The following is a 15,357-nucleotide window of genomic DNA, read 5'->3' on the forward strand; positions in this document are numbered from 1 at the left end:
GCCGTTAATGCCAAGCTTTGTTATTTGACTGAATTGCGAGTTCTAATCTCACGAAAACACACCATTTCAATTACCATATTTTGCATTTTGCAACTTTCGAATTGCCCTGTTCCACGAATGGGGCCATCCGTCGCGATCCATGAAATTGAATCAAAGCTAATTGTATTTTTAGCTAATAATTCAATTTAACTGCTAATTAATGAGCACCAACCGGTATTGGCATCAATCAAAACTGTTCTTTTCATTACTATCGGCACCGTTTTGCATTTTGCAAGACATCGCATTTTGCAAACGGATGATGTTCACCGATAATTTCCTATCAAACCGATCCATAAGAAAGGACGAAAAAGGCCAAAATACCAGACAACATGTCCGCAACACCCTGAGACCACAAACCATATTACAGATAAGGAAACACACGCCAACCACGTTGAAGCCAACAATAGTGCAATGCGCCGAAAATGTTCCGCGTATAGAAGAAAAACAAATACATATGCAAAATCAGAAACCGGTCTTCAACGCGTATTGAACGTTTATTGGGTTGTCCATAACTTCCTCAGAGTTCACTTTACAACCAAAGAAGTGCCTGCTGTCAGTTTAGGAGTAGTAGAATGCGAGACCACTCCGGAATCGCTTTTCAGTGCACAATACATATAACTAACCAAAATAGTAATCTATAGTTATTACCTATTCAACTGAACCAGTGCCCGATCCTGCATTTTTATCTAAAGTCCCTCCCCCATCGAACGATAATAGGGTTATAGCGCGCAGGAATCGTCCAAGGATGCTCAGAACGAATTCAGCAGCGAGCGCGCACAAATCAACCCATACGGCAAGAAAGCCGGCAAAACCCTAGAAAAGGAGAATCATCATGACAATCGCACTCACCTCAGGAATGCGTCAGAACCTCACCGCCCTTCAGCAGGTCGACTCACTGATGGAGACTACCCAGAACCGTCTGTCCACCGGTAAAAAGGTCAACTCCGCACTGGACGACCCGGTCAACTTTTTCAAGGCCGAAGATCATTACAACCGCGCCAGTGACCTTGAGGCCAAAAAGGACGGCATGAGCGAAGCCATCCAGACCATCGAAGCGGCAAACACCGGTATCGAGGAGATCGAAAACCTGCTGGATCAGATGAAATCCCTGGCCTCTGCTGCAAAGACATCGGACAATGACACAGATCTTGAAGAGCAGTACAACAAACTCCTTGTCCAAGTCGGCGAGATGGCGGAAGATTCCAGTTATGGCGGCCAGAACCTGATCCAAGGAACATCAAACGGCATTTCCGTCGAGTTCAATGAAGATGGAACCAATACACTTAGCGTCTCCGGCTTCAATATTGCGTATGACAGTGGTTCGAAAGCAATAACGATGACAGGGAGTGGGGCAGGCGCAAGCGCAATAACGATCAGCGAAGCCAATTTCGATAGCAACGCTTCTATCGAGTCTGCTATTGGAGAGATCGACTCTGTCATCGGCCAATTGAGAACTGAAGCGCAGAAACTGTCCTCAAGCCTCTCCACCATCTCCATTCGATCTGATTTCACGTCATCCATGATCAACACATTGGAGACCGGCGGTGACAACCTTACCCTGGCCGACATGAACGAAGAAGGCGCCAACATGCTGATGCTGCAAACCCGCCAAAATCTGGGTACGACGTCTCTCAGCCTGGCATCCCAGGCGGCCCAGTCCGTATTGCAGCTCTTCTAGTACTTGACAGCATCCTTGCAACCGTCATAAACAAAAACGGGCAAGGGGAAACCATAGTTCCCTTTGCCCGTATCACAATCCCAATCGTACAGGTTTAATTCACGAAAACATTTTCTACATTCTTCTTAAAACTGCCTAACGGCAAAATCTTCGAACAGTTACCTGTCATGGGACTAAAAATAACCCTAAAACCTGGCGAGCGGATGATTATTGGTGGCGCCGTTATAACCAACGGACCTGCCAAAACCAACTTTATTATCGAGAATACCGTTCCCATTTTAAGGGAAAAAGACATCCTCAGCAGTGAAAAAGCCACCAGTCCGGCCCGAAAGATATATTTTTCAATTCAGTTAATGTACATTGATGAAAACAACCTGCCCGCCCACCACAAATTGTATTGGGGCCTAGTCAAGGATTTTTTGGATGCCGCACCAAGTGCAAAGGGACGAATCGAACGTATCAGTGAGGATATTTTGAACGGCCGCTACTATCAGGCCTTGAAAAATTGTAAAAAATTAATTGCGTATGAAGAGGAGATCATCGCCCGTGTACAATAATGCGCTTAAGGCTTATAAATCCGTTGAGAGAGTATCGGTTTCGGGAAGAGAGACGGAAGCCAGGGTATTAACGGAGGCGGCTTCCAAACTCAGAGTGTGCCAGAGGAAATGGGATAACGAAACCAGGAGAACTCTGCTCAGGGAGGCACTGAACTACAACCAGCGGATCTGGTCCATATTTCAAACCGAACTTGGCAAAGCGGATAACCCCTTACCAAACCATATCAAAGTGGACTTGTTACGCCTCAGCGGGTTTGTCGACAAACGGATATTTGAAGTGATGGCCTCCCCTTCCCCAGAACTATTAACGATCCTAATTAAAATCAATGAGAACATCGCTGCCGGATTAAGGGGGCAGTAGCCTGCATGAACACCCATTGTGTTGGAACGCTTTTGCGCCTCGGCACGCGACAAGATCATCAATTAGTTTCAGCCGTATGACCGTAATAAATCTATTTTCCTTTTCATTTCGTCCCCACGGAGTCCATGTTGCCACGCTTTAAGAAAATTCCACAGGGCACTTTTATAATTTTTCTGCAGTATCCGGCAATCACCGATCTGCGATCTCAATTTAGCGGTGAGATCGGGAAAGTCTAAGCATAATCCTTCTAAAATTCCCACCCCCCTTTCAATGTCCTGATTCTTTACCGCCTGAACCGCCTGCTTGAAACGGGCCTGCAGATCGGCAGAACCCGCATGATTCATATCCGGCTTTTCCAATGACGAATTTTCAAGCAAATCAATATCGGTCTCAATTTCACGGACCTGCGGATCGTCATCTCTCAAAAGTTTATATGCGTCCAACAATCTCTTCGATTTGGATACATCTCCCGTTTTCCACGCCGCATTCATCTGGTAAAAAATGGAGTCAATATGATTTTCAACCATTTTCTCCAGGCGCCCAACGTCCTCATCATCAGGAAAAATAGTTCGTGCGGTGGCAGCCATTTCGTTGGCGGCTGCCCACAATTGAGCATCAATATATAACTGGATTAATCCTTTATATGCTACCGGCCGTTGAGGATCGGTGTCGATACACTGAAGGTAGGCATTAACGGCCTGCCAAATCTCGCCGCAATCACGAAAACATTCAGCCAAATCAATCCTATGCTGGTAGTTGCCAGTATCTGTCGCGAACAGATCTAGTTGCTTTTTCATTTTTGCGAAATTTTTTGCAACCGTTTTTAAATACCCAATCAACGTATTGGCCGACTGGCGAAACACCGTATATTTCAGCTGGATGTTGGTCAGTTGATCGACTATCTTTTCGTTTTTGGACGTCTTTGTTTTAGCGTCATTTATTTCTGACTGTTTCAAAATAGGTTGGATCTCATCGAGGAAGGATTCTTCAATGAGGCTTATTAAATCGTTGTTTTCATTTTGAAAGCGTTCGTCACCACCTATTAATCCATTGGAATCGCTTTCCAGGCCTGCGAAGTTATATCGTCCTCCATGCCGTTTGAGGATCTGTCGGACCGCATCGGATTGTTTTTCACACTGGCTTGCAAAACCGGCAAGCCGCTCAATCAGCCGGGCCACTTCAGCGATGATCCGCTCATTGTCGGAAGCTGGTTCCCAGGCAATCGATTCCATAAGGGCATTGACATTAAGTTGCTCACCCAATTCGGTTTCTGCCACCTCGGCAATCGATTTAATTTCGGAATTTTCGATGAATGCCCCTCGAAGGCTCGTATTAATCATTCTGACTTGGGATTGATCGATATTCTGTTCCAGGATAATCCGGTCAGCAACCAATGGGGGGGGGGCATGCACCACATCACCGCTGACTCCATTGATCGCAATCAAATTCGATTTCTTCTCCGGAATATGATTAAATACCGCTCCACTTGAATGGCTCCGTTTGCCGATATACGCCAAATCGACACCAACCAGAATGATCGGTTCAGCGCCGATAGCCGTTGCAAAAGAAACCGCCAGGTGCATGACCGATGTCATTTGGGGAAATTGGCACCCTAATTTCAGATTGGGTGCCAACCAGTTAGTGATCAGTTTGTTGTAGGCAGTTACGCCCGTTCGTCGCCGACCAAGATAGCAACGGACATTATCGGGGTTGGATTCAACGCCAAAGACAAGCATGGTATTCGTCAGGCGGTGCATGTGAGGTCTCAATTTCTTGATGTTGGCCAGATGACTATCGGCGGTGGCAACCACATGCGGTTGGATATTCTCTTTTAAAAGTGAACCGACAGCAGAATCACAAGCAATGAGCAAGGCGTTAGTTGTTTTTTTTATCTCCGGCAGCGCTTCGTCCAAAGATGGGCCCGCGGCAAAACAGATTGCCGGAACGCCTTTAAACTTGTCGCGTAAAGCTCCCATGGGCGTTCCGGAAAGCAGGCTCGGCAGGTTGGCAATGGAATTCTCCAACATCTGTTTGCCAAATCGACGGGTAGTATTCCAGATATCCCTGATCATTTTGATGCGGTGCATCAACTCATGTACAATCAAACGATATTTCGTTCCCGTGATTGCATGGTCATATGAATGGATGAATAACAGAGTTCTTCCCAAAGGGATGTTTTTTTCGTATTTATTAATAATTCTCTTGAGATTTACCTGTTTTCCGATAAAGAGATCCAACCGATCATAGCTTAGCAGATCAGATAGATTCTTAGTATTGAGAGCTAAGTTGAAAACTGCAGGATAAGGTTCAATAATGATGATTCTTGGCTTTTTGTTATACCGCTGAATGGCTGAAAGTGGCGCATGACATAATCCTATCCCAATAAAAAAAATAGTATCGTAAGGATCGGGAGGCGGTTTCGAAGCTATGTCGTGGAGCATTTTTTCAAGCGATGTGGGATCGTACAAGAGGGAGGTCTTCCCGCTCCTCTTGCAAACTTGAATTGTCTGTCCGTGACTTCCGATATCAAAGTTTAATGAGGCAAGTGAATCATCTTTAATTGAAGAGTTCAGTGACGAGTATGCTTCGGGGAAACGGGATCTGAGAGCAACGCTATTTTTGCAAAAATAAATATTATTTTTCAAGCTTTCTCTCACTCTTTCCAAATAATGAGAAACCCCACCGCTATATACAAAACCAATTTTAATAATGATGGGAATTCATTCTTATTAGTTCTACTATTAAATAGAAACTTTGGAGATAACCCACAAACCCCGCAGTTAGCGCAGTGGGAGATTTTATGTTGCTGAAAATGTAGGAAAAAGCATAAGGGAACCTATCACCCAAAAACCTATATCCAGGCCCCAACCTGGAATGGAGGTTCCCTTATGCTCGAAAATCAGATTAGCGGGTTTATCGCGTATTGTAAAGTTGCCGGGTTTAAGAATAAATCCATAGAATCCCTCTCCTTAAGAATCAACCAGTTCAACTGTTTCATCAACCGCTCTGGTATCCATGACATCGCTTCGATCCAGTATTGCCATCTTCGACAATTCGTTGCCGATTATAGACAGCCTTCCATCCATATCAAAAAGGCCAGGATATGGGCCTTGCGCCAGTTTTACCACTACCTCACGTTAAACAGGCTGGTGGAGAAAAACATCGCAACCGATCTGGCCTATCCGAAGATCGAAAAAACGGTGCCGCGCTTTTTAACCGCTGCCGAATACGAACATATCCTTGAACACTGCACCTCGGTCGCTGACAGCGAATTGGGGCTGAGAAACCTGATCATTGTCTTGCTGCTCGGAACCCTGGGGCTGCGCACCAATGCCGTTATCGTCCTGAATACCCAGGATGTCGATGTGACGGCAAGGTTGCTATGGGTCAGGGAAAAAGGCGGCATCGCCCGGACCATGCTCATGCCAACGGTATTATGCACCTTGATGGACGCCTACCTGGCCGATCGGCAAGCGGTGCGCGGCCCACTTTTTTTATCCAAACGCAAAAAACGCCTGTCGGCCCGGTCGCTGCAAGCCCTGTTTGCCGCCATTGCCGATGCCGTGGGTATCGGCAAGCACCTTCACGCCCATCTGTTCAGGCACACCGCCGCCACCCAGTTAAACGTCGTGGCCGGCACCGATATCTGCCAACAGGTGCTGGGCCATGCCCGGCGCAGCAACACGCTCAAATACGCCCATCTTAATCCGCATCGCCATGCCGTGTACATGCGCAGCCACCCATACATCAAGGAGACCTTATGATCGCACCGATCGACGAGTTTAAAAAAGAACTGACCGACATCGCCATGTTTGCTCCCAGCACCGTGGACAACTACGTGGCCTGCATGACGGCGTTTTTCGATTACGCCCGCCGGCAGCTTCGAATCGATCCCGTTTTTGCCAAGGGTAAACATATCCTCGACTGGATCGGCCAGGTTAAAAACAGCGGGGTCAGCAAAAGCCGCATGGAACACCATCGCAGTTCCCTTAGATTGTTTTTTGCATTGATGGTCAAACTCAATATCGTGGTCAAGAACCCGGCCGACAAATTGCCCCAAATCCGCCGCACCCGCACTAGCGAGCGTAATCGACCGGTAGCCCCGGCGATGGTGTTCAAACTGCTCGCATCCATCGATCGATCCGGCTGGAGAGGAATCCGGGATCATCTGATCATTGCCATGCTGTGGGCATTGGGACTGAGGGTCAGCGAACTGACCGCGCTTAAAGTCGTACACTTCGAACCGGATCATGATGGGGACAACCGGATCGGCCTGCTGCGTGTACGCGGAAAAAACAAAAAGCAACGCGCGCTATTTGTGGTCGATAACCTTTACGACGAACTGGTCGACCACCTGGAACACCTGTGGTCGCCGGTTCAGAAAAATGTGCCGATCTTTCCCATCGATACCGGCACGGCCATCTCAAACGATCGTGTGCGGAAAATGATCAAGGAGCGCTGCCGAACAGCGGGCATCACCCAGCGGATCACCCCGCATGTGCTGCGGCACTGCTTTGCCACCGACATGTACCATGCCGGCGTGCCCCTTGATGACATCCAGACTATGCTGGGCCACGATCACAAGGCCGAAACCGCTGTGTATGTCCATGTGTCCGACAAGCTTAAAAAGCAGGCCCTGGAGCAGATCGGCCTGCAAGGAGGACTTTCATGGGCGTAGACAGCACACAGTTTTTCGAGCATATCGACGCGTTTTTCGATTATCGCCAAACCATCTATCAGGTCAGCGAGCAGACCATCAAAAGCAACCGGATTGACCTGGACCTGTTTCAATCCTTTATCCGGGACAGCCCTTTTGAAACCATCAGCGGGCCGGCGGCGATGCAGTTTCAGTATCACCTGAAAAAAGACCGGGACAATTGCGGCGGTTCGATCAACCGCAAAATCTTCGCACTAAGAAGTTATTCTCACTTTTTGTCGTTGTTGGATGTGCCCGAAGCCGACACGCTGCCGTTTTACGATGTGCTCAAAATCCGGCAAGGCTACCGCAATCGGCCCAATGCCTTGACCGTCGATCAGATGCGTCAACTGTTTAAATCCATCGGCCGGGATACACTGCTGAGCATCCGTGACTATGCCGTCTACGCGTTGATGTATCAAACCGGACTGAGAGTCGGCGAAGTGCATCATCTTAATATGGACCACCTGGATTTGCAAAACCGCAAGCTGTCGGTCGCCGGCAAGGGCGGCAAGCACAGGGAGCTTTGCCTTACCGATGAACTTTTTCAAGTGGTATCTGAATGGCTGGCAGTGCGCGGTCAATTTTACCAAAGCGACGGGCACCTGGCCCTATTCATCTCCAAGAAAGGCAATCGCCTGGCCATCCGTACCATGGAGGATAACTTTAAAAAAATCCTGGCGGCCTCAGGTCTCAAGCTGCCGTTCAATGTCACTTGTCACAGCCTGCGCCATAGCTTCGCGTCCCATCTCAATGACAAGGACGTAGACATCCTGGTCATTCAGAGCCTGATGGGGCATGCATCCACCCGAAGCACCGAGCCCTATATCCACCCTTCACCAGACAAAATAAGAAGCGCCATGGAAAAGATACCGGCGGTCATATTCATGAACCGCCTGATTAAAAACGGTGCGCTGAAATTAACGTTTCAACAGCCCCAAGTGCAACGAGAATAGCTTTTACCTGATAAGCTAAAAAATGAAAAAGTCAATGCCAGAGGAGAAGTGCGTCCTTTTCTATAAGAAGTATTTATAAAAGACATATATTCTTATTGCAATTCTCCTCAATTCATAGTATCGGAAGTAAATATCGGCGTTTCTTTATGCACTTTTCCTTTAGCAGTCTTTCCAATTGCGCCTAACTTGAAACCTTACCGCGCGGTTCGCTAATACTAAAGAATAAAAAGGATAGATAGTCGTTTATCGAATATGCCAAAAAGTTATCACAATGTCATTAAGATTTGGCTATTCGATCCAATCAAAATCATTCAGCTTGATTTTAGGTAGGGTGTTTCTTAATTTATCAAAAATAGTTAGATATGAAATTATATCATGTATCCCGGTAGCATGGTGCGTAAAATAATATTTAATACCTGTTATAGCCATTTGCCCCCTGAGTAATGCTTTCATTACTGTTTGACTGACACCATCCCAATGGATACCGTTGATTTGTTTCCAACGAATGGTAGCGGCATAATCTTTTGTTATTTCATCCATTTCTACTTCAGGCACATTCCCGTGATAAAAAACATTTCGCTGTACCGGTAGCGATTTGTTAGTACCAAAAATATGAAATGTCCAATCACGGAGTGCACCGGCAACAGCATTTATCATTGGTTCTCCATACTCTTCCTCACGCCTTGGATGGGACGTTATATAAACCTTCTTTTTCAGATTTTGCCCACTATCAGCATACTTATTAATATCGTTCCAAAATATTGGACGGACATAGGCGTAAATTCCCATATCAGCTAAACAATTCTGCTGCAATTCATTGTGGCAGGCACATACAGGGTCTGCCTTTCTGATAATGGGAAGCAAGTTTTTCTTGTTCTGTTTTAGGTACAAAACATCAATACCATGCCAATATATATAGCTTTTGCCTTTATGCAAAAATAAATGCTTATAGTCATCATTTGAATAAAGCCAAAACATTGTTGGTTCTTTGTTATGGCTTACGGCATCGTAGGGATCAAAATTTAAAAAATCAATTGCCCTTTGGCCATGAAATTTCATTGATTGCGAATAGTGTAGTTTCATTTTTTTACTTTCATGCGATCAAACTATCGTCAAAAAACAAAGTATAATTTGTAAAAGAATTCCAAATTTTTTGGGTTGTTTTTAAGCCGAAGATAGCTCCATCCATTCAAGGTCAAATCGGGCCAGGGCCATTGAACAGCAACCATCCGGGGATGAGGCAAGTCCTTTCATATTCGGAGTTGTTTTGTACATCAGCAAAATGGTTCCGTCATTGGCTACGGCCATGGATGAATAGTCAAACCAATCCCCCCATGGGGTTACGGCCTTTTGTATCGGCCACGTTTTTCCACCATCAAAGCTGACATGGAGTACGCCGTGCTCCCGATAGGGTCCGGTGCTGTCCGGATTGGCAAAAAGGAGGATATCACGACCACCACAAAATTCCGCCGGATAGCGGATCATGCTGGCGTTGCATCCCTGAGGTATCTCCCGCAACTGGCTGTCCGGCACAGATTCTGTGAAATGTGTGCCTCCATCGCAGCTGATCGCCGTCCTGCGCCGGTTGTCGTTAAAATAGGCCCGCGCATTTAAATAGAGATCACCATTGGTGCGTTCGGCGAGGCATGCTTCTCCTGTTCCCTGCAAAAAATATTTGGAACAATGAATGGTAGCGCCTGCATCATCGCTGAAAAGGACCGTGCTGAAACATTTTACCTGGCGATCCGGAATGGACCGGTCATTGTACCCATCATGGCTGACAATCGTGCGTGCCGGCCACAAAATACGCCCCCGATTATCTCCAAATTGTTTAATAATGCCCGGTGCGCTTCCGTGGGTACTCCCCCTTGAAGCACCTTCAGCATCATATATCACTGGATGCCAATCTTGCCATGTACCGCCGTTATCCATACTTTCCAGCCATCCGCCGCCGCACATCAACAGGACTTTGTTGGTAATGGGATCTGTTACCGCCGAACCCATGTGGTATTTTGCATCCGTTTTTCTTTTTAGATAGATCAACTCTCCCCAGGTTACACCACCATCCACACTCTTCTTCATAACAATGTGGCATTCGCCCGTATCATCGCAAGCTGATCGCCAGCGTTCTTCGCAAAAGGCAAGGACACTGCCATCTGGCGCGACAGCCAAAGAGGGAATATGATAGTAGGCGTTATGAGCCTGTGTTATGATGATCTGACGATGAAACATGACTTACTCTTTTTAGCCCACATCGTTATGGGGGGCCAAGAACACCACCCCCTCTTGAAAACTTAAAATTTGGATTTTGAAACCATCCTTAACGCTTTTGGCGCAATTCGTTCAACAATTTTTGTTTCCCATTCAAGAAAATGCCTTGAAGTATTCAATGGTTTTTAAAAGTCCCTCTTCCAGGGCCACCTTTGGCGCCCACTGCAATTTTTCATTTGCAAGTGTGATATCAGGTTGACGCTGGGTCGGATCGTCTTGGGGCAACTGTCGGTATATGATCGTTGACTTCGAGTCTACCAACTGAAGGATCCTCTGGGCAAGCTCCAGAATGGTGAATTCAGCTGGATTGCCCAGATTCACCGGTCCCGTCAACTCGTCCGGACTGTTCATCATCCGAATAAGCCCATCAACCATATCATCCACATAACAGAAGGAGCGTGTCTGACTGCCGTCCCCGAAAACGGTGATCGGGTTACCACGAAGCGCCTGCAGAATAAAATTTGAAACAACCCTTCCATCGTTGGGGTGCATCCTGGGACCATAGGTATTGAAAATCCTGGCAACCTTTATCTTTAATTGGTGCTGCCGGTGATAGTCGAAAAAGAGCGTTTCGGCACACCGCTTTCCCTCATCATAACAGGCCCGTACACCGAGCGGATTCACATGTCCCCAGTAATCCTCTGTCTGGGGGTGAACCTTTGGATCGCCGTATACCTCACTGGTGGACGCCTGAAGCACTTTCGCTTTGACCCGCTTGGCCAATCCCAGAATATTGATGGCGCCATGAACACTGGTCTTTGTGGTCTGAACCGGATCAAACTGGTAGTGAATCGGTGACGCCGGACAGGCCAGGTTGTAAATGTCATCCATTTCCACATACAGTGGAAAAGTCACATCATGCCGCATCAGTTCAAAACAGGGATGATTTATTAGATGCCGGATGTTCTCCTTGGTACCGGTGTAAAAATTATCCACGCACAAGACATCGTGGCCTTCGGCTAAAAGCCGTTCACAGAGATGTGATCCAAGAAATCCGGCTCCGCCGGTTACCAGTATTCGTTTCCGATAATGATTCATAGAAGCTAATCCTGCCTGGGTTTACGCCGTTAGCGGTATCGATTCCTTTCCGCGGATAGAGGAGATACTGCCTATCGTCTCGGTAAAGTACCCATAACCGCCGACCGCATATCAGCCATGGGCCCCATTTTAACGAAAAAAGGAGGAAGATAAGAAACTCTTGCCCCAGTCAATACGCCTGTGGTTTCAAGCGAATAATATGGCGAGAAAGCGGTCAAACCATGCCTGTCGGCATATCGGGGATCAATTCCATCACATACATGGTGCGCCGCACAGGAGCGACATATCTCTGGAAAAATTTTAAAATCGTCTCCGCGCATGGCGAAGAACGGGGTTCCTCCCGGTGTTACCCCATTTTTCTCTTGCATTGAATGGGCCACCAAGACGCCCTCCGTGCTCAATGCAATGGGTTCTGCACAAAATGAAGGATCACGGTCATAATTACATGCCCGGTTCCGCCACTCGTAGGGATCAAAACAAACGCCTGTCACCCCAACGACATGACGTTCCAACCCGCGGACCACACAAAGGGGCGCATAACGAATATTGATGGCAAGCCCTCGACTTTCGAGGATATTGACAGCCTCCTGAAGCGGCCCTGAAACTTCCTGGTATATGGGCTGCATCTCCACAATTTGAGGCACTTCCGACCACCGATGATATGCGTTAAAAAGGATGAAATTATGGATATAGGCACCCATTGAAACGGATATCTTGGCAATTTCAGGCAACATATCCAGGTTGTCACGAAAAACAACTGTATTTACTCCATATTGGAACCCAATACCCTTCAAATACGACATGGCGGTGGAGAGCTTCTCCAAGGAACCACCGGTAAATCCCTTAAAATTTGCTTCATCGACCGCGTGAACCGAAAAAAGAAAATCTGCGACACCCGCGTCCAACAACTGTTGCAGGAGTATTTCATCACCGGCTCGTTTTTGCATCAGGAATTGCCCCAGTGTAATAATACGAAGCCCCAGTCCTAGTTTTGAGGCATGACGGGCAATTTCCACAATCCCCGGATGCAGGGTGGGTTCGCCCCCGGTAACATCCACATGCTTCAACCCATTGGCGGCAATATGAGACAAAATTTCCAGACACTCACTGATGGGCCGAAAACTGCCCTTTCTAAGTGCCAGGAACTGATCTTCCGGCGAGGTATAGAAGCTGTAATAGCAGAACCTGCAAGAGTGAGTGCATCGAAGCCCCACATCAAGCACTGCCCCTAAACCTAGGGTTCCCGGTTCGTGGAAATAATAATCCGTATCAGGCATGGATAGAAAACACCTTCTAAAGCTGGTTTTCACTCCCAGGTTGCGTTTCAAGGAAACCTCTTGCCTTCATAACGATTTCCTTTGATTCTCCCAGAAGCCGATTCCAGTTGGTGGGCGAGTGGATCTCCACCTCCCGGTCACCATCATGGGCTCGAACATACATGAGTGGCTGCGCCACGTGAAAAAAACGCGCACCTCCCATGGCGAATCGTTGGAATAGCTCATGGTCATGGGCAAGAAGCCTTTCATCGTAATAGCCGAAGCGATCATGCAGTTTCCGTCGGTACATCTTGGCCACCCCGCACAGGTACCAGTCCCCGAAACAGCGCTTAAAGGAATAGTCGGGAAGCTCAAATTTGCGTTTGATATTCATGGCATCATCCACGATGAACATGTCGGCGTAGGTAAAATCGGCGTTTTCAGAAAGGGGTCTCGCCAGCGCAGACACCATGGTGGGCAGGCAGATATTGTCCGACGGCACGTAGGTGCACATCTCTCCGGTACAAGCCTTGAATCCGGTATTCAATGCCGCCGCAAGCCCACGATTGGTTTCGTGCGTCAGGATGTGGAGTCTCCGACCCTGTTCCGGATACCGGGAATGAAAAACGCGTCGGATCTGGTTTTGTTCACCATCGTAAAGCGAGGCATAGGAAACCCGGGCTGAGTTAAGGTCTTGTAAAAAACCATCAATGATATGGGCGGTTTCATCCGTCGATCCATCATTGACAAGAACGATTTCTATCTCCGGGTAGTCCTGAAACCAGATGGAGTCTAGGCATGGCCGCAGGTAATCGGCCTGGTTAAAAGTCGGAACAATAATGGATACTGGCATAGATTCTCCGAATTACCTCAACGCCGATACATTGTTGCAGGTCAAGCCAACGTGCCGTTAAGCTCCGACAGAAACTTTTGAAACACTTTTTGACTCGAATCCAGACGGATCGCTTCTTTGCAGGCATCGACAGCTTCGCTTTTTCTGCCCAACCCCCGAAGGGCCATTGCCAACCGATAATGATACCAGGAAAATCCAGGATCTTTTTCAATGGCCACTCGAATATATTTTTCTGCTGTCACCAGTTGCCTCGCCTCCAAGCATGCCAAACCATATTCGAAAAACACCCATTTGTCATTGCTTTGGTCTGTTTCCATTGCTCTTCGCAGTAGCCTTACGGCTTCATCAGGGTGACCCTCGTGCCTCGCAATCAGTCCCCTGAACCGATATCCCAAAGTATGTTCCGGTGAAATGGTCAGGATACGGCGGGCGATATCCGCCAACCGGTCCCACTGCCCCTGTTGAAGAAGCACCGATCCCAGATCCCCAAGAAGAAAAAGATTCCGCGACTTGTGCAACAAAGCCTCTTCAAAAAGGGACTGGGCCGAATTGAGTTCCCCTTTCCTAAAACGTGCCAGTCCGGCACCATGGGCCGCCTCCGTCGAGTACTCCATTCCTAAAGCAGCATCGAAAACTTCTCGGGCCTCCACAGGTTTTTCGACTGACAATAGTGAAAATCCCAATTCTGTCAAGTCCTTACCTTTATCGACAAACTGACATCCCATCAGACAACGACGGCATCTGAGTCGGAAGTTGTCAAAACTTTTCCACACTTTGTTTTCTCGAAACTCCGTCATTGACTTGTGTTTTAACGACCCAAGGGACCTACAAAACAAGCAGCCTCTGACATTGAGCTCTGAATCAATAAAAGCAAAACGATCCGCGCCGCAAACCTGCTCCGGCCCCATCGGATTCACGTAAAACGCTTTGAACTTGTCTAACATGGCGAGAGTGTTATCTAAAAATCCGGGATATCTATTTCGAAGTACCCGCAATGCCTCCACTTGCTCGTCTAAAACAGCGAGGAAATCGTTCTGCGCATGAGGGTGCACACCGCTGACCTTTCCTCCTGGTGGGTAAAGACTGCCATATGGATGAAACGGCTGGAACAGCATACTGTCCAGCCCAATGGTCCGGACAAACTCAGCGGTTGATTCAAGTATTTTCACATTTTCCGGATGAACGGTACAGATACATCCCAGATTAATCTCTCCCCGGCGGATCAGGGGAAGGCCGACGATGGATTTTAAATTCTCAACAACCTTTTCGAAGGTTCCTGCCCGGCCACGCAGGAGATTATGCACATCGGGTATCAAGCCATCAAGTGAGACCTTGATTTCCCGGACTCCCACCTCCCGAAGGGCCTCGTAGGTGGAGATATCCAGAAGTGTACCGTTACAGACCACCTGAACATCGCTGAAATAACGGCATGCGGATTCACATATGGCGACACAGTCAGGATGTAAGAGCGGTTCTCCACCGGTTAGCGTAACATATCGGACACCTTCCGACGCAAGGGGTTTGAAAACGCTCTCCTCAATTGTGTTTACAGAGGTCCACGCCGCCCCATCCCTAGCCGGCAGGTAACAACCGGGGCAATTGAGGTTGCAACGCTCCGTAACCTGAAAATGTAGATATTTCGGACCTGTCAT

13 protein-coding genes and 1 pseudogene are annotated in these 15,357 nt (G+C 47.6%); 7 read left to right on the forward strand and 7 right to left on the reverse strand.

Annotated features, from left to right (window positions below; genetic code table 11):
- Positions 1-330: 330 nt before the first annotated feature.
- From GN112_RS07450 to flaF, 4 genes and pseudogenes are all read left to right on the forward strand, one after another.
- Positions 331-657, forward strand: a pseudogene (locus GN112_RS07450) (IS1 family transposase); the annotation flags it as partial.
- 214 nt (positions 658-871) lie between these two features.
- Entirely contained in the window at positions 872-1,717 is an 846-nt protein-coding gene (locus GN112_RS07455) for a flagellin (protein WP_155309632.1), read from the forward strand.
- Positions 1,718-1,884: 167 nt separating this feature from the next.
- Positions 1,885-2,274, forward strand: coding sequence for a flagellar biosynthesis repressor FlbT (locus GN112_RS07460; RefSeq protein ID WP_155309633.1), 390 nt, complete (start codon positions 1,885-1,887; stop codon positions 2,272-2,274).
- Positions 2,264-2,635 carry a flagellar biosynthesis regulator FlaF gene (gene flaF, locus GN112_RS07465; protein ID WP_197743284.1) on the forward strand — a complete coding sequence of 124 codons (372 nt, stop codon included), beginning with the start codon at positions 2,264-2,266 and terminating at the stop codon, positions 2,633-2,635. The genes GN112_RS07460 and flaF overlap by 11 nt, the downstream gene beginning before the upstream one ends.
- Positions 2,636-2,703: 68 nt before the next feature.
- Here flaF and GN112_RS07470 read toward each other — a convergent pair whose 3' ends face one another.
- Positions 2,704-5,280, reverse strand: a complete 2,577-nt coding sequence (locus tag GN112_RS07470; protein WP_155309635.1) for a 6-hydroxymethylpterin diphosphokinase MptE-like protein — start codon at positions 5,278-5,280, stop codon at positions 2,704-2,706.
- 243 nt (positions 5,281-5,523) lie between these two features.
- Between GN112_RS07470 and GN112_RS07475 the strand changes: the two genes are divergently transcribed.
- Genes GN112_RS07475 through GN112_RS07485 form a run of 3 tightly spaced genes read left to right on the forward strand, consistent with a single transcriptional unit; the run spans position 5,524 to position 8,287 of the window.
- Positions 5,524-6,399 (forward strand): tyrosine-type recombinase/integrase, encoded by an 876-nt coding sequence (locus GN112_RS07475; protein ID WP_155309636.1) that lies wholly within the window; start codon positions 5,524-5,526, stop codon positions 6,397-6,399.
- The gene (locus GN112_RS07480; RefSeq protein ID WP_155309637.1) at positions 6,396-7,313 is read left to right on the forward strand and encodes a tyrosine-type recombinase/integrase; all 918 of its coding nucleotides are present in this window, start codon (positions 6,396-6,398) and stop codon (positions 7,311-7,313) included. Before GN112_RS07475 ends, GN112_RS07480 begins: the two co-directional genes overlap by 4 nt.
- Positions 7,304-8,287, forward strand: a complete 984-nt coding sequence (locus GN112_RS07485) for a tyrosine-type recombinase/integrase (RefSeq protein WP_155309638.1) — start codon at positions 7,304-7,306, stop codon at positions 8,285-8,287. The genes GN112_RS07480 and GN112_RS07485 overlap by 10 nt, the downstream gene beginning before the upstream one ends.
- Before the next feature lie 288 nt (positions 8,288-8,575).
- Here the strand turns inward: GN112_RS07485 and GN112_RS07490 are convergent, their stop codons facing one another.
- The 6 genes from GN112_RS07490 to GN112_RS07515 all read right to left on the reverse strand — a co-directional run bounded on the left by GN112_RS07490 (position 8,576) and on the right by GN112_RS07515 (position 15,357).
- Complete coding sequence (locus tag GN112_RS07490) at positions 8,576-9,370, reverse strand: hypothetical protein (RefSeq protein ID WP_155309639.1); 795 nt, start codon at positions 9,368-9,370, stop codon at positions 8,576-8,578.
- Positions 9,371-9,451: 81 nt separating this feature from the next.
- The gene (locus tag GN112_RS07495) at positions 9,452-10,519 is read right to left on the reverse strand and encodes a sialidase family protein (protein ID WP_155309640.1); all 1,068 of its coding nucleotides are present in this window, start codon (positions 10,517-10,519) and stop codon (positions 9,452-9,454) included.
- A gap of 132 nt (positions 10,520-10,651) precedes the next feature.
- Positions 10,652-11,596 carry a UDP-glucuronic acid decarboxylase family protein gene (locus GN112_RS07500; protein ID WP_155309641.1) on the reverse strand — a complete coding sequence of 315 codons (945 nt, stop codon included), beginning with the start codon at positions 11,594-11,596 and terminating at the stop codon, positions 10,652-10,654.
- Positions 11,597-11,667: 71 nt separating this feature from the next.
- Positions 11,668-12,924, reverse strand: coding sequence for a radical SAM protein (locus GN112_RS07505; RefSeq protein ID WP_197743285.1), 1,257 nt, complete (start codon positions 12,922-12,924; stop codon positions 11,668-11,670).
- Positions 12,890-13,705 carry a glycosyltransferase family 2 protein gene (locus GN112_RS07510; protein ID WP_155309642.1) on the reverse strand — a complete coding sequence of 272 codons (816 nt, stop codon included), beginning with the start codon at positions 13,703-13,705 and terminating at the stop codon, positions 12,890-12,892. The genes GN112_RS07505 and GN112_RS07510 overlap by 35 nt, the downstream gene beginning before the upstream one ends.
- 41 nt (positions 13,706-13,746) lie before the next feature.
- Positions 13,747-15,357, reverse strand: a complete 1,611-nt coding sequence (locus GN112_RS07515; protein WP_155309643.1) for a radical SAM protein — start codon at positions 15,355-15,357, stop codon at positions 13,747-13,749.

This window comes from Desulfosarcina ovata subsp. ovata (assembly GCF_009689005.1).
In the GTDB taxonomy this organism is placed as follows: Bacteria; Desulfobacterota; Desulfobacteria; order Desulfobacterales; family Desulfosarcinaceae; genus Desulfosarcina; species Desulfosarcina ovata.